This is a genomic window from Polyangium fumosum, assembly GCF_005144585.1.
Classification (GTDB): Bacteria; Myxococcota_A; Polyangia; order Polyangiales; family Polyangiaceae; genus Polyangium; species Polyangium fumosum.
The window spans coordinates 37,756-59,073 of record NZ_SSMQ01000050.1 but is presented as its reverse complement, the minus strand read 5'-3'; the positions used below and the strand labels follow the sequence as shown (position 1 = coordinate 59,073).

General features: G+C 68.1%; 20 protein-coding genes. 13 read left to right on the top strand and 7 right to left on the bottom strand.

Going from position 1 to position 21,318, the window contains the following annotated elements; all coding sequences use genetic code 11:
• Positions 1-131 precede the first annotated feature (131 nt).
• The 3 genes from E8A74_RS35710 to E8A74_RS35700 are packed head-to-tail and all read right to left on the bottom strand — an operon-like array spanning position 132 to position 2,858.
• A complete protein-coding gene (locus E8A74_RS35710) occupies positions 132-872 on the bottom strand; it encodes a hypothetical protein (protein ID WP_136933564.1) in 741 nt (246 codons plus the stop codon).
• A 58-nt stretch (positions 873-930) separates the two neighbouring features.
• Positions 931-1,674 (bottom strand): hypothetical protein, encoded by a 744-nt coding sequence (locus tag E8A74_RS35705; protein ID WP_136933563.1) that lies wholly within the window; start codon positions 1,672-1,674, stop codon positions 931-933.
• Positions 1,671-2,858, bottom strand: coding sequence for an AAA family ATPase (locus E8A74_RS35700; protein WP_136933562.1), 1,188 nt, complete (start codon positions 2,856-2,858; stop codon positions 1,671-1,673). Before E8A74_RS35700 ends, E8A74_RS35705 begins: the two co-directional genes overlap by 4 nt.
• Before the next feature lie 111 nt (positions 2,859-2,969).
• On the opposite strand from E8A74_RS35700, the gene E8A74_RS35695 reads away from it, so the two are divergent.
• Positions 2,970-3,509 (top strand): GNAT family N-acetyltransferase, encoded by a 540-nt coding sequence (locus E8A74_RS35695; RefSeq protein ID WP_136933561.1) that lies wholly within the window; start codon positions 2,970-2,972, stop codon positions 3,507-3,509.
• A 6-nt stretch (positions 3,510-3,515) separates the two neighbouring features.
• Here E8A74_RS35695 and E8A74_RS35690 read toward each other — a convergent pair whose 3' ends face one another.
• Positions 3,516-3,962 (bottom strand): SpoIIAA family protein, encoded by a 447-nt coding sequence (locus E8A74_RS35690; RefSeq protein WP_136933560.1) that lies wholly within the window; start codon positions 3,960-3,962, stop codon positions 3,516-3,518.
• A 63-nt stretch (positions 3,963-4,025) separates the two neighbouring features.
• Here E8A74_RS35690 and E8A74_RS35685 point away from each other — a divergent pair, with 63 nt between their 5' ends.
• The 9 genes from E8A74_RS35685 (at position 4,026) to E8A74_RS35645 (ending at position 15,130) form a co-directional block, all read left to right on the top strand.
• Positions 4,026-4,910 carry a hypothetical protein gene (locus E8A74_RS35685; protein ID WP_136933559.1) on the top strand — a complete coding sequence of 295 codons (885 nt, stop codon included), beginning with the start codon at positions 4,026-4,028 and terminating at the stop codon, positions 4,908-4,910.
• Between the two features lie 49 nt (positions 4,911-4,959).
• Complete coding sequence (locus E8A74_RS35680) at positions 4,960-6,678, top strand: hypothetical protein (protein ID WP_136933558.1); 1,719 nt, start codon at positions 4,960-4,962, stop codon at positions 6,676-6,678.
• Positions 6,679-6,755: 77 nt separating this feature from the next.
• Positions 6,756-7,127 carry a hypothetical protein gene (locus tag E8A74_RS35675; RefSeq protein WP_136933557.1) on the top strand — a complete coding sequence of 124 codons (372 nt, stop codon included), beginning with the start codon at positions 6,756-6,758 and terminating at the stop codon, positions 7,125-7,127.
• Between the two features lie 76 nt (positions 7,128-7,203).
• Positions 7,204-9,549 (top strand): type VI secretion system Vgr family protein, encoded by a 2,346-nt coding sequence (locus tag E8A74_RS35670; RefSeq protein ID WP_136933556.1) that lies wholly within the window; start codon positions 7,204-7,206, stop codon positions 9,547-9,549.
• 10 nt (positions 9,550-9,559) lie between these two features.
• A complete protein-coding gene (locus tag E8A74_RS35665) occupies positions 9,560-12,262 on the top strand; it encodes a DUF2169 family type VI secretion system accessory protein (protein ID WP_136933555.1) in 2,703 nt (900 codons plus the stop codon).
• Positions 12,259-13,314, top strand: a complete 1,056-nt coding sequence (locus E8A74_RS35660; RefSeq protein WP_136933554.1) for a pentapeptide repeat-containing protein — start codon at positions 12,259-12,261, stop codon at positions 13,312-13,314. Before E8A74_RS35665 ends, E8A74_RS35660 begins: the two co-directional genes overlap by 4 nt.
• Before the next feature lie 16 nt (positions 13,315-13,330).
• On the top strand, positions 13,331-13,984 hold the full coding sequence (locus tag E8A74_RS35655; RefSeq protein WP_136933553.1) for a DUF3540 domain-containing protein: 654 nt from the start codon (positions 13,331-13,333) through the stop codon (positions 13,982-13,984).
• A gap of 11 nt (positions 13,985-13,995) precedes the next feature.
• On the top strand, positions 13,996-14,388 hold the full coding sequence (locus tag E8A74_RS35650) for a DUF4150 domain-containing protein (RefSeq protein WP_136933552.1): 393 nt from the start codon (positions 13,996-13,998) through the stop codon (positions 14,386-14,388).
• A gap of 109 nt (positions 14,389-14,497) precedes the next feature.
• Positions 14,498-15,130, top strand: a complete 633-nt coding sequence (locus E8A74_RS35645) for a hypothetical protein (protein ID WP_136933551.1) — start codon at positions 14,498-14,500, stop codon at positions 15,128-15,130.
• On the opposite strand, the gene E8A74_RS35640 is transcribed toward E8A74_RS35645, so the two are convergent.
• Genes E8A74_RS35640 through E8A74_RS35630 form a run of 3 tightly spaced genes read right to left on the bottom strand, consistent with a single transcriptional unit; the run spans position 15,131 to position 18,092 of the window.
• Complete coding sequence (locus E8A74_RS35640; protein WP_136933550.1) at positions 15,131-15,817, bottom strand: DUF3750 domain-containing protein; 687 nt, start codon at positions 15,815-15,817, stop codon at positions 15,131-15,133.
• The gene (thiM, locus tag E8A74_RS35635; RefSeq protein WP_136933549.1) at positions 15,814-16,611 is read right to left on the bottom strand and encodes a hydroxyethylthiazole kinase; all 798 of its coding nucleotides are present in this window, start codon (positions 16,609-16,611) and stop codon (positions 15,814-15,816) included. Before thiM ends, E8A74_RS35640 begins: the two co-directional genes overlap by 4 nt.
• A gap of 56 nt (positions 16,612-16,667) precedes the next feature.
• The gene (locus E8A74_RS35630) at positions 16,668-18,092 is read right to left on the bottom strand and encodes an L-serine ammonia-lyase (protein ID WP_136933548.1); all 1,425 of its coding nucleotides are present in this window, start codon (positions 18,090-18,092) and stop codon (positions 16,668-16,670) included.
• Between the two features lie 107 nt (positions 18,093-18,199).
• Here E8A74_RS35630 and E8A74_RS35625 point away from each other — a divergent pair, with 107 nt between their 5' ends.
• From E8A74_RS35625 to E8A74_RS35615, 3 genes are read left to right on the top strand one after another with little or no spacing between them, the layout of a single operon-like run.
• Positions 18,200-18,484, top strand: a complete 285-nt coding sequence (locus E8A74_RS35625) for a hypothetical protein (protein ID WP_136933547.1) — start codon at positions 18,200-18,202, stop codon at positions 18,482-18,484.
• A 13-nt stretch (positions 18,485-18,497) separates the two neighbouring features.
• Entirely contained in the window at positions 18,498-19,955 is a 1,458-nt protein-coding gene (locus tag E8A74_RS35620) for a TolC family protein (RefSeq protein ID WP_136933546.1), read from the top strand.
• A 10-nt stretch (positions 19,956-19,965) separates the two neighbouring features.
• Positions 19,966-21,270, top strand: a complete 1,305-nt coding sequence (locus E8A74_RS35615) for a copper oxidase (RefSeq protein ID WP_136933545.1) — start codon at positions 19,966-19,968, stop codon at positions 21,268-21,270.
• Positions 21,271-21,318: the final 48 nt, after the last annotated feature.

Below are 21,318 nucleotides of genomic sequence, written 5' to 3'. Positions count from 1 at the left end.
GAGCCTCGCGCCCGAGCCTCGCCCGAGGTCCCGACCTCGGCGGAGCCTCACGCGCGAGCCTTCACGAAGGTCCCGATCTTGGTGGACCTTCGCCCGTGGGCCTCGGCGGAGGTCTCGACCTCGGCGGAGCCTCAGCCTTCGCCGGCGGCGGGCTCCGGCTTTTTCGCCCGCGCGGCGGCAGCTTGCTCGCGCATCGCTTGCAGATCGTCGAGGTAGCCAAAGACACGCGCCTCCAGGTCCCTCGGCAGGGCCGGCTCCGCCTCGATCTCGTCGACGAGCGCGGCGCGGAACCGCGACAACAAGCCGAGCGTCACCGCGCGCACCTTGATGGCGGGCGCGCTCAGGCCATCGTTGCCGACGAGGGAGCGGTTGTGCAGGAGCTTGTCGAGGCCCTCGCCGGCCTCGACGAACGAGCTGGCCCAATCGTACAAGGTCGCGCCGACGGGGAAGGGGACGCGGATCGATTGCAGCTCGGCATTGCGGGTATCGAGCGCGTGGCGTTTGCGGGAGGCGGCGGCGGCCTCGTCTGCGTACGAGGCGCGGAGCGTGGAGAGCCTCGGCACGAAGGCGTCACGGACCCCTTGCGCCGCTTCTTTCAGGGCCGCGGGGGCCGTGGGCAGGCGCAGGAGGGCCTCGGTGAGGTAATAAATCGCCTCGCCATACCCGTCGTGCTCATCGTCTTTGTCGCCGAGCTGCTGCGCGAGGGGACGGCCGCCGCGCATGGCCTCGGGCAGCGCCTCGATCTGGGCCTGCTGCTTGGCGAGCATCTTCGCGTAGACGATTCCGGTGCCGGAGAGCAGGAGGTCGTCCTTGCGCTCCGTCGAGAGGTTGCGGAGGACGAGGAGAAGGTCCCCTAGATTGAGGTGGCGCATACGGGGGAAGGGGACACCTGGTGCGGGGGGGATGTCAAGGTAAACGTGGGGGGAAGCCTCACGACCGAGCGGCAACCCTCGGGACGAGTCTTTGCCCGAGCTCGTCGAGGAACGCCGCGAGGCCATTTCCGGCCCCCACCTTCCGGAGGTGCTCGATGTCCGTGTCCTGGAAGCCCGAGGCCTCGCGTTCTGCGTCGTCCGTGAGGCACGAAAGGACACGCTTGGGGCTCTTCTTGGCCGTGTCGTTCGTCGCATCGAGCTCGGCCGATCGAAGGGTGGGATCGAATCCGAGCTCTTTCCGCAGCTTCGCGAGCGCCTGCTGCTCTTCCTTGTTCTGCGCCTTGAAGGCGGCGATCACCCAGCATTCTCGCATCGTGTGGGCCACGCCGAGGACCACTTCGAAAGGCCAATCGCCGTCCTTCCGAGCTTGCTCCAGGCCTCGCATGCGCTCCGCGGGCTTGCCATCGCTGTCGCGCACGAGCAGCACGGCTGCCGGTTGCGGGTCCTCGGCGACGAAACACCGAAGCGCGAGCACCGCCGTCCGCGCGTCCTCGATGGCGGGCTCTGCGCCGAAATGACCATGCCTTCGCGGCACCCTGTGTGGCCTCGACGCGCGATCCACATCCTTCCACGCGAGGAACGGTGTCCCGGCGTCGAGCCCGCGGAAGGCGCGTAGGCCGTCCAGATCCTCCGCCTGCGCGGGGAGTCCGTGGACGAGAACCCGATCGACGATCTCCGGAACGGTCCGCGCATCCGACGGCCCCTCGACGACCAGCCCGAGGAGGTGGGGGCTTGCGTTCATGGCCGATCCGTCGCGTCGTTCGCCTGCTTCGTCACCCAGTCCTCTCCGACGAAACTCCACAACTCCCCGGTGCGGGTCGTGCTCTTCCACCGCTCGAAATCCGGGTGCTCCGTCAGCGGCGCGCAGGCCGTCGAGCCGTCGGGCCGGAGGGCCGTGACGAGGACCTCCTCGGGCTCGAAATGGTCGAGCAGGTAGGGGGAGTGGCTGGTGGCGAGGATCTGAAGCTCGGGATCCATCGCGAGCACCTTGCGGAGCTGGGCGACGAGCTCGCCTTGGGCGCGCGGGTGCAGGGCCTTGTCGATGTCGTCGAGCAGGAGGAGACGGGGGCGCGGCTCCGTCCAGAGGGCGGTCAAGAGGCCGATGACGAGCAAGGTTCCCTCGCTGGCGAGGGGCGCGGGGACGTCGGGCGCGCCCTTGAAGTCAAGGACGAGTTGCTGGCCCCAGTAGTGACGCTCCACCGCGTGCATCATGGGGCTATCGTCGATGCGAATCTCCTGCTCCACGCGCCGAGTTACCTTCGCCCTTCGCGTACGAATACGCTCCAGCGTCGGGATGACCTGGCGTGCAGCGTCCTGGATCGACTGGAGGGTTTCTGGAGAACGTCCGGCGAGATCCGCCAGGATGGTGGCGAGGCCCTCCCCATCGACACCCAAGCGCGGCACCTCCTCGTCGCTGTAGGAAGCGGCCGCGAGCTTCTCCACATCCTGCCGCAGCTTCCGTGTGGAGCCGAGTGTATATCCGAGCGCCAGCAGATCGGCCAGATCCGTCGTCGGATCGAGGGGATTCTCGATGTCGCCCATGCGGTCGATGAAGCTCTGCGAGTGCCTCGTTTTCCCCCATCGTTCGACGACCGTTGCCTCCCAATCGGGTACGAAGCCCGTGTCGGACGGCTCTCCGCCGCGCACGACGACGATTTCGACCCCTGCGATGACGCCCTGAAAACGGCCGGAGAGCATCATCGCCATCGGTCCCGTCGTGTTGCGGCTCATCAGGTTCAGGGGGCCGAAGGCACCGTTCATCACCATTGGCAGCGACGACCGTGTGATCTGCGCGAGGTAGTGGAGCCCATCCAGGATGCTCGTCTTCCCGGAGCCGTTCGGCCCGACGATCACCATGAACCGCCCGAGCGCGATCTCCGCTTTGCGCAGGGACTTGAAGTTGGTGAAGGAGACGCGTTCGATCATGGCGGTGGCCGTCCTCGCGGACCGAGTTCTACACGACACCTCGTCCGCGGCCCACTCCCGAGCCACACCCCCAGCACGGACGTCCAGGCCGAGCCAGGGTAGACTCGCCCCATGTCCGCGCCCCTCACCTTCCGCCCCCTCACCGAGGCCGACTTCCCCATGCTGCACACCTGGCTCGCGCGGCCCCACGTCGCCGCATGGTGGCAGCCCACGCCGACCCTCGACGAGCTGCGCGACGAGTACCGCCCGTGCCTCGCCGACGCGGGCACCTTGCCGCTCGATGCCTCGGCCGGCCTCCTCCCGTACCTCGCGTGCGAGGACGGCCAGCCGTTCGCCTTCATCCAGGCGTATCGGGTCATGGCGACCCAGGCCGACGGCTGGTGGCTCACCGAGACCGACCCGTGCGCGCTTGGCATCGACCAATCCATCGGCGACCCCGATCGAATCGGCAAAGGCCTCGGCACCCGGATGATTCGTGCGTTTCTCGATTTTCTCTTCGCCGATCCCCGCGTCACCAAGGTGCAGACCGATCCCGACCCGACGAATGCGCGCGCCGTGGCTTGTTATCGAAAGGCGGGTTTTCGTGATGTGGGGATCGTGGAGACGCCGGACGGGACAGCGCTGCTCATGACCGTCCACCGCTCCGCCTGAATTCCCTCAATCGTTCGATCTCTTGTCGCGTAGATTCACGCGCGGGCCTCCGCGCGCGCGTCGTTCTGCGTCGATCCACGCGAGCGCCTCGCGCTCGTCCGCGAGGAAGGCGAACGGGACGTGGGTCTCGTGGCGCCAGAACAGGCGCACGGCCTTGAGGGCCAGCGTGGCGAGGACGCGCTGCGGGAAGCCGCCGCCGATGAGGACGATCCCGCGCAGGTGCGCGCGGGCGTCTCGCTCCGAGAGGAGGCGCCGGGCCTCCGGCGTGATGCCGTCGAGGTGCGTGAGGTCGACGAGCCAGAAGATCGGGCCCCGCTCGGCGTGGCGCTCGATCACGTCGAGCGCCGTCGCGAACTCGTCGCGGGAGATCGGGCCCACGGCGCGGGTGTGGAGCAGATCGGGCGCCTCGAAACGATGGCGGTGCGCGCCGACGCGCTCCCAGGTATCGTCCATGCGGATCCACCACCTTCCTCTTTGCCGGGACGAGCGCAAGTCCCACGAGGACCAGGCCCGAACATGAGCCGATCCGCTTATGCGTACGCCCGTCATCTCGCGCCCATCCTCGTCGCGCTTTCCACGCTGAGCGCGAAACCCGCGCCTTGGCTCCTCGCCGGCGCTGCGCTCCTCCTCACCTTCGTCCCGCCCGACCTCCGCCGCGTCGCCGCGGCGTATCGGGCCAAGGAGCCCATGGACCGAGGCGCCGTCTATCGCTCCCTCGGCTTCATCACCGCGGCTCTCGTGCTCGGCGGCGTGGGCTTTTCTCTGAAGAGCCCGGCGTCGGATTTCGCCACGCCCACGGCTGCGCTTGGCGCGCTCATGCTCCTCGCCACCCTGGTGGGTCTCGGCAGCCCTTCGTTCGCGGAGGCGCTCGCGGTCGCCATGCCCACCCCGGAAGAACAGGCGCTCCTGCGCCCCACGGGTGTTTCGGACAGCCTCGCGGGGAGAGCCGAGCGGGAGCGGGCTGCCAGGGACGTGGAGGTGCGAGGGGAAGGGGCGCTCGCCATGTACGCGGTGATGCTGATCCTCGAATCGTCTGCCGCGCTCTTCGCAGGAATGGTGTTCGTGGTGATCGCGCTCGCCGGCGGCGCGGGCTCGGGGTGGGCGTGGCAAGGCGGCGGCGCCTTCGTGCTCGCCTTCGTCGCCTCGGGTGCGGCGGTCTCTCGGATTGCGTCCGCGGACGAAGGAAACCCCCTCACGCCTTTCGGCGGCGTGTTCCTCGTCGCGTTCGTGGGGATCATGATCGCGGCGTCGAACGGGTGGAAGACGACGCTCGTGGGCGCGCCGATGGTCGTGCTCTCGATGCTGCTCACCATCATCCGACCCGTGAATCACCGCCGGGCGTGTGACGTGGTGCTTTGCGTCGGCGCGATTGCGACGGGGGTGGGGGTTCTGCTGGTCTGAGCGCTGTTTCGGACTTGATTCGAGCTCAAAGGTTCAGGAACATGCCTCCATGCGTACCTTTGCTTGCGCGGGATGGCTCCTCGTCGTGTCTTCGCTCCTCGCCTGCGGCGGAGGTGGCTCCTCCGAGAGCGGCGCGGGCGCCGGAAATCCGCCAACCGATCCCGCGCTCGATGCCTTGATCGAGGCAGGCGTCAAGGCATTTCGCAAGCCGGGCGTGCGGGGCGCGTGTGCAGGTTGTCACTCCCCGGACGGAATCGATATCGCGGCGATCGACTATGACGAGGCCACGATTCGCCGCCGGGCCGAGGCGGATCAGGTGGGCGCCGAGGAGACGGACGCCATCGTGGCCCTGATCGACGCGCTGCGGAAAAAACACGCGATCGTGCCGGTGTCGGCGACAGCCTACCGGCCGTACCAGCCGGGCGGCGAGGTCCTCGGGGAGCTGCCGCCCGAGGGCGAGATGGATTCGTACGAGCGCCGCGAAGCGCGTGACCGTGTCTTTCTCGCGTCGCTCGAAGAGCAGAAGCTAAAGATCCTCGACGGCCCCATCGACAGCATCGACAAGGCCGCGGCCGTGGCGGACGAGCTCGACGCGATCGACCTCCGCAAGCTCCGCGTGGGCATCCCCTTCGATCGCTGGTCCGAGGACCCTTTCAACACGCCGGCCGGCCTGCCGCCGTTCGAGAGCGTGGCCGAGTGGATCCCCTGGCACGCGCAGCGGCCCATCATGGGCATGGAGGAGGCCTGGTATGCGATCGTCGACGACTACCGCGCCGATCCGGCCGACGAGGCGAAGTTCTGGCGATTCTACGACGCGATCGACGAGATGACCGAGCCCGACGCCTGGAACGGCGGCGCCGACGACGCCGGCGTCGCCTGGAATCGCGAGAAATGGAAGAGCGTGCAGATCGCGCAGCACATGCTCTTTCGCAGGAAGACGGACGAATACCCGAACGTCTGGCACGGGTCCGAGCCGCCGAGCGCGACGACGGGGCCCACGGAGTCCGCGCGGAACCGCGCGATCGATCGCAATCCGATCTGGCACGTGGGGGACATCATCCGGGTGAACCCGCTGCATTGCACGGGCGCGAGCACCTGCATCGAGCTGCCCGATTTCGCCGACGTGCCCGAGGACGAGGACATCCGCGAGCTCCAGACGGACGTGATCCAGCAATCGTGGTTCTGGACCGCGTGGGAGTACGACGCGCCCCTGCTCATCGCCGGCAACGGCATTCCTTCGATCGACGGCGATTATTTCCTGTCCACGTTGATGAACCGTTATGCGATTCATCATGGCTTCCTCATGGCGAAGGGGATGGTCGCGAAGGCGCGCGCGCCGCTCGGTTGGCTCAACGCAAAGGCGCCGGACCGGGATCGGAACAAGGAGGACTTCAACGCGGCGGGGCACGGAAAATGGGCGAGCCCGCGGCCGTTCCTGCTCACGCGTCAGCTCGAAGGGACGCGGCACGTGGTGGCCGATCCGGCGCGGCAGCCGGCGCATACACGTATGGTGACGAATGCGATCCGGATGGGGCTCTACCTGATGAAAAAGGAGCTCGACGCGCCGGCCCCGACGGTCTTCGACAAGGAGAGCACCCTGAAGAAGCTCGAGATCTTGAAGAGCTGGTTCCACGACGGCGCGTGGGACGATCCGCTCTACAACACCGGCATCGATCCGCTGATCGATGAGCTTGTGGGCAAGGTCGCGGCTGCGACGGAGATCAAGGACCCGAGCATTCAGTTCCCCGACGCGAGCGACATCCAGTAGCGTCGGATCCTTGGGGCACGGAACGCTTGTGTGGGCGCGCGCGGGGCGGTATTCTCCGGCGCGGTCGGGTGGGATTCATGGACGTGAAGCTGCTCTTGCAGATCCTGGGCGGGCTCCTCGTGCTGGGGTTCTTGGTGTGGGCCGTCAAGGATTTCGGGAAGTTCGAGGCGAAGCAGCAGCGCGTCTTCCAGGAGGGCATTCGGGGCGAGGGCACGGTCGTGGACGTGAAGGACGGCACCTCGCGCAAGGGGCAAGAGCGCGAGGTGGTGCTCACCCTCGACATCACGTCCCCGGGGCGGCCGCCCCTCCGGGCGCAAGCGAGCGTGTTCGCGGGCCCGATCAAGGCGCGTGAGCTCGTGCCTGGGCTCCGCCTCCCGGTCCTCGTGGATCCTGTCGACGCGTCGCGCGTCGTGGTCGATCCGGCGTCGGGCTTTCCGCCCGCGCGCTGAGCGCCCGCCGGGCGTCTCGTTCGAGCTTCGTTTGGTGGCTTGGCCCTCGGGCCTCTTCGATTGAAGGGTACGGACCATGACCGATCTCATCACGTTCTCTTCGAGTGGCCTGCCGGATGACGTTCGTGTGGTGGGTTTCCGCGGGCGAGAGTGGATTTCGCGGCCGTATCGATTCGAGGTCTTCCTCGTCGCGAAGAGCGAGAGCGGCGAGGGCGTCGACCTCGGCGACGCGGTCGGCGCCAAGGCGCAGATGGTGATCGACCGCGCCGACGACCGGCTGCCTCCGTATGTCTTCGCCGGGATCCTCGCGGGGATCGAGCTCTTGCACGAGACCGACGGGCAGGCGCTGCTCCGCGCGACGATGGTCCCGCGGCTCTGGGAGCTCTCGCTCGCGCGGCACAGCCGGGTCTTCACGAACATGAGCGTCCCGGAGATCCTGCAGGCGGTGCTCGAGGAGCACGGTATCTCGGGCGACGGGCTGGAGCTCCGGCTCGGCAGCTACGAGAAAGAGGCCCACGTCTGCCAGTATCGCGAGACTGATCTCGAGTTCCTCTCGCGGTGGATGGAGCGCGAGGGCATTTATTATTTCTTCGAGCACGCCGACGGGGGCGAGAAGCTCGTGCTCTGCGACAACGAGTCTTACGACGACGAGCCGCTCGGCCTGCCCATCCGGTATTACCCGCAGACCGGCGAGGACCGGAGCGCGCGCGCCTCGTTCCGGTCGTTCCGCAGCGCCCACGTCTCGTTGCCCGCCTCCGTGAAGCTCGCGGATTACGACGACACCAAGCCGAACCTCGACGTCTCGGGCAAGGCCACGGTGTCGCAGCAGGGCTCGGCCGAGGTCGTCTGGTATGGCGACCGGTTCTTCACGCCGGGGGCCGGCGCGCGCCTCGCCAAGGTGCGCGCCGAGGAGTACAAGGCGCGGCAGGTCGTGTTCCAGGCGGCCGGGACGCGCACGCACCTCCACACGGGCAAGGCGTTCGAGCTCGAGGATCACCCGCGCGCGAAGTTCAATGCCCGCTATCTCGCGATCGAGGTCGCGCACCACGGCAACCAGGCGATGGGCCTCGCGTCTTTCCGCGAGCTCGTCGACCTCTCGCACGACGAGGTGTATTTCGTGGAGGTCCTGGCGATCCCGGCCGACGTGCAGTTCCGGCCGGAGTCGCGCGCGGCGTGGCCGCGCATCCACGGCTTCGAGAATGGCGTCGTCGACGGCGCGGCGGAGAGCGAATACGCGCAGATCGACGACATGGGGCGGTACAAGATCAAGCTCCATTTCGACGAGGGCACCGGCAAGGACGGCAAGGCGTCGACGTACGTGCGCATGATGCAGCCCCACGGCGGCGGCATCGAGGGCTTTCATTTCCCGCTGCGGAAGGGCACCGAGGTCATCGTGAGCTTCCTGGGCGGTGATCCCGACCGTCCCGTCATCTCGGGCGTCGTGCCCAATGCGCTGACGCCGAGCCCGGTGACGAGCGGCAATCACACGAAGAACGTCATCCAGACGGGGGGCCGCAATCGCTGGGAGCTCGAGGACAAGGCGGGCCAGCAGCGCATCACGATGTCGACGCCTTATGCGAATACGTACCTCCGCATGGGCTCGCCGAACGACGATCACGAGGCGATCCTGAAGACCGATCAGCGTGGTCTCTGGCACACGTGTCAATCGACGGATCACATCGTCGGCACGTGGCAGAACATCGAGGTCGGCTCGTACCAGACGGAGTCCGTCGGCACGTATTACACGATGCAGGTCGGCGGCTACAAGGAAGAGAGCGTCACCGGATACGTGAAGGAGACGTACGGGTCGACGAAGGACGAGACCGTGACCGGGAAGGTCACGGAGACATGGCCCACGCAGGAGACGACGGTCTCGGGGCTCCGCAAGCAACACGTGGGCACGCTCGACGTGGACGTCGACAAGAACGCCACGCTCGACATCGGCGGCAACCAGACGATCAACGTGACGGGCGATCGCACGCTCAATGTGACGGGCAATCGCAACGACGTCGTCGTCGGCAACGTGACGGTGAACGTCACGCAGAGCTACACGCAGAACGTCACGTCGAACATGAACGTCCTCGTCCTCGCGAACAGGACGGTGACGGTCGCCGCCGACGACAAGAGCATTTTCGGCGGGCCCGAGGCGAAGATCACGGTGGGCCCGAACCTCGACATCACGCTCATCAGCAAGAACGAGGGCGTGATCGGGCTCCACACCGAGTTCAACGTCGGCGGCAAGATCGAGATGTTCGCGGGCTTGAAGCTCGCATTGGTGGCCGGCATGAGCATCGAGGTCGGGGCTTTCAAGACGGAGACGAAGGCGTTCTCGGCGAAGGTCAACGTGACGAAGATCGAGAGCGCGGCGACATGGCTGGGGACCAAGGCGATTACCTTGCTCACCGGCATGAAGATCATCTGAGCGCGCCTCCATGAAGATCATCAAGCCGCAGCGCCTCGGCCTGCTCACGCATACGTTCGAGAACGACGGGCGGGCGTATTTCGTCATCACGGCGATGGCGTATTACGCCTTCGGCGAGGAGGACCGGCCCCTGCACGAGGCCGCGATGTGGACGATGATCCCCGAGGAGGCCGGGCCGCAGACGGTCTTCGACGCGGGGATGACGAAGCAGCGCGCCGAGGTGCTCGTGGCCGGCAAGGCCCTGGCGCTCGGGGGCAAACCCGTGCCCGCGCGCAGCGTGCGCCTGCGGGTGTTGCGCGGGACGCGCGCGCTCGTCGAGAAGGAGCTCTACGTGGTCGGCGATCGCCGCTGGGAGCTCGGGGGGCCGAGTGATCCGGAGCCGTTCGTGCAAATGCCGGTCGCCTGGGAGCGCGCCTTCGGAGGGCAGGATTTCCCGGACAACCCCCTGGGCAAGGGCGCGGCCCCGGTCGAGGTGGACGGCAAGAAGGTGCATTTCCTGCCCAACATCGAGGATCCGAAGCGCCTCGTGAGCAAGAAGGGCGAGCGCGCCGCGCCCGTCTGTTTCGCGCCGGTCGACCAGACCTGGCCCGCGCGCATGCGCAAGGCGGGCACGTACGACGACGAATGGCTGAAGACGCGGTTCCCCGGGCTCGCCGCCGACATCGACTGGACCTTTTTCAACGCCGCGCCCGAGGACCAGCAGATCCAGGGGTATTTCACGGGGGAGGAGACCTTCGAGGTGCACGGGATGAACGCGGCCGAGACCGTCGTCTCGACGCGGCTGCCCCGCCTGCGGCCGCGGCTCTTCATCCTGCAGCGGAGAAACGGCGAGGAGGCATTCCGCGAGGCCGCTGCGCGCATCGATACGGTGTGGCTTTTCCCGAACGCGAAGCGTGCGGTGGTGCTGTATCGCGGGATGCTCGAGGTCGAGGAGGACGACGCGGCGGACGTCGTTCACGTCGTCGCGGCTTTCGAGCGGCCGGGCGAGCCGCGCTCCCCCACGCATTATCGGAGCGTCGTCGACAAGCGGAACGACAAGAAACACGGCGCGATTTACGCGCTCGCCGACGACGATCTGATGCCCTCGCGCGCGCCCGACGATCCGAAGACGGAGGCGCCCGAGGAGACGTTCAACGACATGATGGGCGTCGTGGAGCGGGAGAACCTCCTGCAAAAGCGCCTCGAAAAGCAGGCCGACAAGGAGCTCGAGGCGATGCGCGCCGAGTTCCTGGCGGCCGGGTTCGATCCCAAAAAGGTCGATGCCCACATCGAGGAACAACGACAAAAGCAAAAGCAAGTCGAGCCGCCGAAGGATCCGGCCGAGCTCGTGGCTTTCCTGGAGCGCGTCGAGGGCGAGAGCGAGGCGGCGAAGAAGCAGGCGGACGAGGTGCAGGCGCAGCTCGAGGCCGAGGCGCGGGCCGAGCTCGAGAAGATCGGGGTCGATTACGACGAGACGGTGAAGCGCACGAAAGGCCAGGGCGGGGGGCCGCCCAAGTTCTCGGCGGACAAGGAGCTCGCATGGCTGCGGGACCAAGCCGAGCTCGGCAGGAACGCGGGGGTCCCCCTCCCGCACGCCGAGGCGAAGCTCGCGGATCCGGCGTTCGAGAAGACCCTGCGGGAGACCGAGGAGAAGCTCTTCGAGGTCTACCGGCGTTACGGGCACCTGTCGCCGTCGGCGTCGTCGAAGGATGCCGAGGAGAGCCGCGCCTTCCGGCAATCCATCGAAGCCGCGCTCGATCGAAACGAGAGCCTCGCAGGGCGTGATTTCACGGGCGTCGATTTCGCCGGGATCGATCTCTCCGGCGCGGATCTCACGAGGGCCTTGCTCGAACAGGCGAACCTCGCGGGCGCGAAGCTCCGGGGCGCAAATCTGACGGACGCGATGCTCGCGCGCGCGAACCTCGAAGGGGCCGATCTCGACGGGGCAAAACTCGTCGGGACGAACCTCGGGTTCGCGAACCTGAAGAAAGCGAAGCTCTCGGGCGGGGTCGATTGCGCCGGGGCCATTTTCTGGAAGGCGGAGCTCGAAGAGGCGAAGCTCCCGGGGGCGAAGCTCGACGGCGCGCAGTTCATCGAGACGAACCTCGTGAAGGCGGATCTCGCGGGCGCGTCGGGGGCGAAGGCGCTCTTCCTGAAGGTCCGGCTCGACGAGGCGAATTTCGCGCGGGCGGCCCTCCGCGAGGCAATTTTCCTCGAATCGACAGTGGAGAAGGTGAATTACGCGGGGGCCGATCTCGGCGAGGCGACGTTCGTGAAGGTGCGCGGCGACGGCGCGAGCTTCGCGGGCGCTTCGCTCGAAGGGGCGCGGATGGTGCTCGAAACCTCGTTCGCGGGCGCGGATTTCCGCGGCGCCCGGTTCAAGCGGACGTGCATGCGCACGACGGGTTTTGCGGGCGCCGATTTCACGGCTGCCGAGATGCCGGAGGTCGATTTCTCCGAGTGTGATCTCTCGGGCGCGAAGATGCGCGGCGTGATGGCGGATGGAAGCCTGTTCATTCGGACGAACCTCTCCGGCGCCGACCTCGTGGCGGCGAGCCTGAAGATGGTGATCCTGCAGAAAGCGAAGCTCTGGGGCACGGACTTGCGCGGGGCGAACCTCTTCCGGAGCGACATGGCAAAGGTGAAGCTCGACACGAAGACGAACCTGAAGGACGCGCTGCTCACCGAGGTGCGCGTGGTCCCGGAGCGCCGCCGGCCGGAGGGAGCGTCGTGAACCGCGAGGAGCTGCAAAAGGCGCTCGAAGAAGGACCCATGGTCGCGGGCGCCTGGCTCTCGGGCGTGGATCTGTCGGGGATCGATCTCGGCGGCGCGATCTTCGAGAACGTGAAATTCGTCGGGGCGAACCTCACGGGCGCGAGCCTGAAGGAGGCCACGTTCGTCCATTGCGATTTCGCGAACGCCGACCTCACGGGCGCGAGCCTCCGGCACGCCGTGCTGAACGAGTGCGAGTTGCCCTCCGCGAAGCTCGACAGGGCCGATCTCACGGCGGCGACGTTCCATGCGTCGAACCTCTCCGAGGCGTCGTTTTGCGGGGCGAAGCTCGTCGTGACGTCGATCGTGGACAGCAAGCTCGACGACGCGTCGCTCGCGGGCGCCACGCTCGACAAGGCGAACATCGTCAACACGAGCACACCACGCATCTCGCTCGAAGGCGCGGTCCTCGAACGCGCGAACGTGCTGCATTGTGATCTCTCGAAGGCGAAGCTCGACGGCGCGCGTTTTCACATGGCGGTTCTGATTGGCTGCGACCTGTCCGGACAATCTCTCGCGGGGCTCGACCTCGCGAAGACGCAGTTCATGGACGCGAACCTCGAGCGCGCCGATCTCTCCAAGGCGCGCTGCAACAACTGCAATTTCAAGGGCGCGAACCTCGAAGAGGCGAAGCTCGACGGGGCGCGCCTCGAACAGGCGCTCTTCGCGGAGGCGAGGATGGTGAAGGCGAGCCTGCGCGGGGCGAACCTGAGCCAGGCGATGCTCGTCGACCTCGACGCGCCCGGGGCCGATTTTCGTGACGTGAAGGCGCAGATGTCGGTCTGGCAGAAATCACGCCTCGTGGGCGCGATGTTCCAGGGCGCCGAGCTCCATTACGCTGATTTTTCGTATGCCGACGTGAGCGCCGCCGTGTTCCAGGGCGCCACGTTGTTCCGGGCGCGCTTCCACCGCGTGAAGGAGGAGGCGACGACGTTCGGGCCGGGCCGCGCCCTCGCGCTCGGCGACGACGTCGAGCTCGCGAAGGCCGAGGATTACAAGTCGTCCCATCGATGATCGGAGAGCGAGAGCCATGCGAAACCTAGCGACGAAACAGAGACCCTCGGATCTCGCGACACAACTCGCGGGCGAAGTCCTCCGCGTGGAAGGCGCCGTCTTTTTCGTGCGGGCCGACGGCGCCGTGCACGAGGCGCGGCGGGCCGCGAGCTGCCTGCTCGAACCGGTGCCGGGGGATCGGGTGCTGCTCGCGTCGATCGCGGACGGCTCGTCCTACGTGCTCGCCGTGCTCGAGCGCGCGGAGGGCGCGCCCGCGACGCTCTCGGTCGAGGGCGATTGCGCGCTCCGGCTGCCGAACGGGCGGCTCTCGGTGACGACCGCGAAGGGCGTCGGCGTCGTCTCCGCGGGGGACGTCTCCCTGGTCGCGCCCGCCGTCGAGGTGAAAGCGGCGGAGGGCACGTTTGGCCTCGGCCGCCTGACCGTCGTCGGCAAGGAGCTCTTCGCCGAGATCGCGTCGGCGAAGACCACGGTCGGCGCGCTCGACGTCGTGGCGGAGCGGGTGATGCAGCAGGTGAAGCGCGCGTACCGGTTCGTCGAGGAAATCGATCAGCTCCGGGCGAAGCGGGTCGATTACACGGCCGAGAAGAGCATGCGCCTCCACGGCGAGAACACGCTGATGACGGCCGACGGGCTGGTCAAGCTCGACGGCGAGCACATTCACATGGGATAGGGGGATCTGCCATGTTCGCGAATACGCAGATGATGGGAATGGATCTCGGCTTCCCGGACGTGTGCCTCACGCCCACGCCCGCGCCCGTGCCCATTCCTTATCCCAACATCCAGATGGGGCCGATGACCGTCCCGGCGGCCTACCACTGCCTGATGATGTGCGCGCCTGCGCATAACATGTTCTCGACCGGCGTGATGAGCATGGGCGATACGCCGGGCATCGCGCTCGGCGTCGCGAGCGGAATGGTGATGGGGCCGCGCCGCCACGTGACGGGCGCGTTCACGTGCCTCGTCGGCGGAGCGCCGGTCACGCGCATGACGAGCGCGGCGATCCAGAACAACACGAATTGCCCTGGGATGCGCATCGTGCCGAGCCAGGTGCAGGTGCTCGTCCTGTCGCCTTGAGGCGCCGAACTCCAAGGCGAAGCCCGGAATCCCCAAGATGGGCGCTTGTCGGATAGGAAAAACGGCCTTCGCCGGACTCGCGGCGGTCGGCGCGATTACGAGCTTTTTGGTGCCGGCGCGGGCCGACCTCCCCGACGTCGAAGATCGCCGTTATGGCCTTGGCAGCGTGAACATGTTCCTGCGGTACGCGCAGGCCCGTGATCCCGAGGCCGCGCGGGATCTGTCGGGCCTGTTCATGGGCGGGCTCTCCGCGCGTGCCCTGTATGGCAAGCGGCTCGCGTATGCCTTTGGCCTGGGGCTCGAGCTCGGCGCGGGCGGTGCGCCGGGTTTTGGCTTCGGGTTCGAGCTGTATCCGGCCGGCGTCGCGGTCGCGATCGGGCCGTCCGGGTATTTGGGGCTGTTCACCGGGATCGGCGTGAACGGCGTGACGGCACGCGTGCCCATGACGCTCGTGCTCCCGACCGAGGTCCGGCTGGAGCTCGACGTGACGAAGCGCGCGCGGCTCGGCGCGCTCTTCGCCGTGAACTGGACCCCGGCGGACGATGTGCGGCAAACCCGCGCGGGGTTGATCCCGTTCGTCGACGAGACCACGATGGCCCTCACGGCGCGGTTCGGAAAGACGTTCGAGAAATACGGCACGCTGATGGGCCGCGGGTATTTCTTTCGCCTCGAGCGGCGCGAGCTGATGCGGACCGTGTTCCTCGGGCTCGCGTTCGGCTGGCAGCTCGACGCGGCGAATTGATCAGCGATCGTCGAAGCCGATCCGGCCCGGGTTGACCGGTAAGATCAACGCCGGCGGCCACCAATCCACGCCGATCGTCAATCCCAGGATGTGCAGCTCCACGCCCTCCCGCAGGCCGAGCCTCACGCCGGCGATCCACGTCTCGACCTGCAGGCCCGTGCCGCCGCTCGTCGTCGAGATCCCGATCGGCCCCCGATAATCCTTGCCGATGGCCGTCGACGGCAGGTCGACCGGGATCTTGCAACGCCGGAGCATCTGATCCACGTAGGTATTGCTGTTCGGGCCGGGGATCGGCCAGTAATCGGGGTGCTCCTCGTTGTACCGCGGCGTCTCCTCGTCGAGGCATTGGACGATGTTTCGGATCGAGGCCCGGTCCCCCTCGACGACCCCGTGCAGCGCCACGTCCCCCTCGCCGAAATACTCCAGCGGCTGCGTCGTCGGCTCCTTGAAGGCGCGCGAGAGCAGCTCGTACCGGAGCAGCGAGCCCTGGTCCGCGACGTTCGCCACGATCCACGCGTGCCGCGCCACCATCGTGATCGGCTCGGGCATCTCGCCGCTGAGCACGGCGACGTAAGGCTTGTCCGCGGCTGGCAACGTGGTCGGGCGCCGCAGGACGACACAACCCGCGCTCGACGTGAGCGCGGCCGCGGCGAGCGCGACGTGGGCGAGGAGGCGGGCTTGGTTCACGCGATCCTCACGCGCGCGAGAGCGGCTTCGTCGAGCTGGTACAGGGCGTCGAGCAGGTTCATTTGCAGGCTGCCGGGGCCGGCGCTGCGCGCTCCGGCGATCTCGCCCGCGACGCCGATCACGGCCATCGCGTGCGCGGCGGCGACGAGCGGGTCGGGCTCCACCGCGAGGAAGGCCCCGACGAGCGCGCTCGCCGTGCATCCGAGGCCCGTCACCCGCGTCATCATGGGGTGGCCGTTGCGGACGGCGAGCAGCTTGTCGCCGTCGGTCACGTAATCGACGGCGCCGCTCACCACGACCACGCATTTGTAGGTCTGCGCGAGCTGCCGCGCCGGTTCGATCGCCGCTTGGGACGGGTCGGTGCTGTCGACGCCGCGCGTGTGCTTCGAACTCACGGCCGCGAGGGCGAGGACCTCGGAGGCGTTCGCCCGGATGACCGTGGGCCCGATCTGCGCGAGCTGATCCGAGACGCGCGTCCGGAGCGGCGTGGCGCCGACCCCGACCGGATCGAGCACCCAGGGTTTGTCGAGCTCGTTCGCGCGGGTGGCGCAGAGGCGCATCGCCGTGATCCACGGCGACGAGAGCGTCCCGATGTTGATCACGAGCGACGAGGCGATGGCCACGAATTCCTCGACCTCCTCGGCCGCGTGCACCATCGCCGGCGCGGCGCCGAGCGCGAGGAGGGCGTTCGCCGTGGTGTTCATCACGACGTAATTGGTGATGTTGTGCACGAGCGGTTGGCCCGTCCGGACCTTTTGCACCGATTCCCAGACTGCGCGCACGTGATCCCCCATGGCCTGCTCTCTGCTCGAAGCGCCGATCTTTGGGACAACCGGGGACGTCTGTCAACCTAGCATTCGGGAATGCCGACGCTCACGTCGGTGCCGGTGTCGAGCGGGGCTTCGAGCACGTGCACGGCGAGGCCGCCGCGCGCGGTCTCCTTGTACTTCTCCTTCATGTCGGCGCCCGTGTCCCGCATCGTCTTGATGACCTTGTCGAGGGCCACGAAATGGCGGCCGTCGCCGCGCAGCGAGAGGCGCGCGGCCTGGATCGCCTTGATCGCGGCCATCGCGTTGCGCTCGATGCACGGCACCTGCACGAGGCCGCCGATCGGATCACACGTGAGCCCGAGGTTGTGCTCCATCGCGATCTCGGCCGCGTTCTCCACGTGCGCGGGGCTGCCGCCGAGCACCTCGCAGAGCGCGCCCGCCGCCATCGAGCAGGCCGAGCCCACCTCGCCCTGGCAACCCACGTCCGCGCCACTGATCGAGGCGTTCTCCTTGTAAAGCAGCCCGATCGCCCCCGCCGTGAGCAAAAAACGTACGACGCCGTCGTCCGTCGAGTGAGGAATGAACCTGCGGTAGTAATGCAAGACCGCCGGAATGATCCCCGCCGCGCCGTTCGTCGGGGCCGTGACCACGCGCCCCCCGGCGGCGTTCTCCTCGCTCACCGCGAGCGCGTACAGGCTCACCCAATCCATCGCCGTCAGCGGATCACGCAGGCCCGCCTCCGGGTTTTCGAGCAGATTCTGGTAGAGCCCCGGCGCGCGCCGCTGCACGTGCAGGCCCCCGGGCAGCGTGCCCTCCGTGCGCAGGCCGCGCTGCACGCAGGCCTGCATGACCTGCCAGATTCGCAAGAGCCCCGCCCGCGTCTCGGCCTCGGGCCGGAAGATCGACTCGTTCGCGAGCATCAGGTCGCTGATGGAGAGCCCGCCCGCGGCGCAGGACACGAGCAGCTCCGAGGCCGTGCGGAACGGGTAGGGAGACCTCGCGCTCGCGGCTTCTTTCGGCGCGCCTTCGCCCGCCCCGGGGTCGTCGACGACGAAGCCGCCGCCGACCGAATAATAGACGCGCGCGTCGAGGACCTCGCCCTCCGCGTTCGTCGCGGTGAATCGCATCCCGTTCGGGTGAAACGGCAGCGTCTTGCGGGAGAAGAGGATCTGCGAGGGGAGCGTGAAATCGATCTCCTTCTGGCCGAGCAGGGCGAGGCGGCCCGTGGACCGGACGGCGCTCACGAGCGCCTCGACGCGCTCGACGTCGACCCCGTCGGGCGTCTCGCCGAGGAGGCCGAGGATCACGGCCTTGTCGCTGCCGTGGCCCTTGCCCGTCGCGCCGAGCGAGCCGAAGAGCTCGGCCTTCACCTGGGCCGTTCGCTCGAACGCGCCTCGTTGCGCGAGCCCCAGGGCAAACGTGCGCGCGGCCCGCATCGGCCCCACGGTGTGCGAACTCGACGGTCCGATGCCGATCTTGAACAGATCGAAGGTGCTGATGGTCATCGCGGGCCGGAGTGTACTCCCGCTCCGCGCGCCTCGCCTGGCGAAGCGCGCGGAGATGCTACATTCGCGCCCGCGCGGACAGGCTGCTCCGCCGCGCCCTTCCTGCGATGAAGATGCTTCCAACCTTCCCGTGTTTGATCGTCGCCCTCGTGACGGCCGCCTGCGCCGCCGAGCCCCCCCAAACGTTCCGGCCCGCGTCGCCCGCGAACCCCGCGGCCGCGCCGGCGAAGCGGCCCTCCGTGGGCGCTGTGCTCGCCGCGACAGACCCGCTCGAAGCGCGCGTCTGCGCGGAGGGCGCTGCGTGTGTCCTTCCCGGCGCCCCGGCCGCGGAGGCGCCGCCTGCGGAGCACACCGGGCACGGCGCGCATCACCATCACCACCACGGACCGTGAGGCAGCGGAATCCATGACGAGCTCCCGTGTTTTCCAAGGTCTTCCCGTCCTGCTCGTTTGGCTCGCCGCCGCGGGCTGTGGCCACGGGGCCCTCGATACGGACGTGCGCGACGTGAACGAGTTTCTGGCGGCGCAAGGGGCGGGGCGAACGCCGGGCGGCGCGGCGCCACCCTCCGCGACGCTCCCGGCCGAGGAGCGCTGGGAGGAGGATCCGGCCGAGGCGCCGCGTATCCTCGCCAAACCCTTGCATGCCGAGGCGGCCGTGCGCCTCTCGCTCCTCTTGAACCGCGATTTGCGGGCCTCGATGTACGAGCTCGGCATCGCCCGCGGCCGCGTCGTCACGGCGGGGCTCTTGCCGAACCCCGAGGTCGAGGTCTCGCTGCGCGCGCCGCAGGATCCGTTTCAAACCCTGCAGGCGGACATCGGGATCGAATACGACATCTCGCGGGTGATCCTCTTGCCCCTGCGCAAGGGCGCGGCCGAGGCGGAGCTCGCGGCCGAGCGCGTGCGCGTCGCGGGGCAGGTGCTCGACACGGGGTATCGGGCGCGGGTCGCGTTTTACGAAGTGCAGGCGCGCCAAGACGTGCTCGATTTGCGCGGGCGCGCGCTCGCCGCGTACCAGGCCGGGTATGCCGCGGCGGAGGAGCTCCACCGCGTGGGCAACCTGCCGGACGTGGACCTCGCGACGCAACGCGCGGCCGTCGAGGCGTCGCGGATCGAGGTCGCGGAGGCGGAGAACGCGCTGCTCGACGCGCGGGAGCGGCTCAACCTGGCGATTGGTTTGTCAGGGGAGCAGACCTCGTGGACGGCGCCGGATCCGCTGCCGCCCCCCGAGGTCGATACGGTCGACGCGAATGGAGAGAAAAAGGCGCTCGCGGCGAGCTTCGAGCTCGCGGAGATCGCGGGCCGGATGCAGGCCGCGGGCAAGCGCGTGGGCGTGGCGCGCGCCGAGGGCAGCTTGCCGCACCTCTCGGGCGGGTTTCATAGCGAGCACGACGGCCGGAGCTGGGAGATCGGCGGGCACGTCACGGTGGGGCTGCCGATCTTCGATCGGGCCCAGGGCCGCGTGATCAGCGCCGAGAGCGAGCTCGGGGTCCTGCGGGAGCGGTACGTGGCGACGGCGACGACCGTGCGCGCGAGCCTCCGCATGGCGCAGAACCGCGTGGAGTCCGCGGGCAAACGGTCGAAGCATTTCCGGGAGGTGCTGATCCCCGCCCGGGAGAAGGCGCTCGCCGAGACGGTCTTGCAATACAACGCGATGCAGGTCGGCGTGTTCCAGGTGCTCGAAATGCAGCGCCGGGTGACGGACACGGGCATCGCGTACACGGAGACGCTCCTCGAATATTGGAAGGCGCGCGCGGCCCTGGAACAGATCCTCGCGGGCCGGCATCGATCGGTCGGGCTCGCGGCGCCGGGCGTCGGGAGCCTCGGCATGGGCGCGGGGGACGTCGGGGCAGGGCAGGACCACTGAAGGAGGCACCATGGATCGACGTGATTTCGTGAAGATCGGCGCCGCGATCGGCGGCGCGCTCGTCGCCTCCGAGGCGCTCGCCCAGGGCGCGCCCGACAAGAACGCGGGCAAACGTCCGCGCCGCGCCGGGCCTTTCCCCGGGGGACAACCGGCCGTCGTCACGCCCAATGGGGCGACGCTGCCGCTCGTCGAGAAGGACGGCGTCAAGATCGGCCACCTCGTGGCGATGCCGGTCAAGCACACGTTCGCCCCCGGCCTCGACGCCGAATGCTGGGGATACAACGGCCGGGTGCACGGCCCCACGATCGAGGTCGTCGAGGGCGACCGCGTGCGCTTTTACGTCACGAACCGCCTCCCCGAGCCGACGACCGTGCACTGGCACGGCGTCATCCTCCCGAACGGCATGGACGGCGTCGCGGGCGTTACGCAAAAGCCGATCGAGCCGCGGGAGACGCACGTCTACGAGTTCACGTTCTCGAAGGCGGGCACGTTCATGTACCACCCCCATTACGACGAGATGACCCAGATGGCGCTCGGCATGGTGGGGATGATCGTCGTGCACCCGAAGAACCCCAAGGGCCCGCGCGTGGACCGCGATTTCGCGCTCGTCACCCACGAATGGGCGATCCCCGCCGGCACGCGGCGGCCGGATCCGAACGAGATGACGGATTTCAACGTGCTGACCTTCAACGCGAAGGCCTACCCGGGCACGGCGCCGCTCGTCGTGGGCAAGGGCGAGCGCGTGCGCATCCGGCTCGGCAACCTCTCGGCGATGGATCACCACCCCATCCACCTGCACGGCTTGACCTTCGAGGTCGTGGGCACCGACGGCGGCGAGGTCCCGGTCTCGGCGCGTTTCCCCGAGACGACGGTGCTCGTGCCGACGGGCAGCGTGCGGGTCATCGAGTTCGTGCCCACGGAGCCGGGCGATTGGGTCATGCATTGCCACATGACCCACCACATGATGAACCAGATGGGCCACGGCTTTCCCGTGATGGTCGGCGCGAACGAAAAGAAGATCGACGCGCGGGTGCAGGCGCTCGTGCCCGATTACATGACGATGGGTCAATCCGGCATGGGCGGGATGGACGACATGAAGATGCCTGTCCCGAAAAACGCGATCCCCATGCGCGGCGGCAAAGGTCCGTTCTCGACGATCGACATGGGCGGCATGTTCACGATTTTGAAGGTGCGCGACGACCCGGACGCCGAGGATGGGAGCGGCTGGTACGCGCACCCGAGCGGGACGGTGGCAAACAAGGCCGACAACGTGAAAATGAAGGCAGACGGGATCGATCCGGACGTGACGTTCTGAGAACACAAGCGCCTGACAAGCGTCCCGGACGGCTGGTTTTTCCGGGCT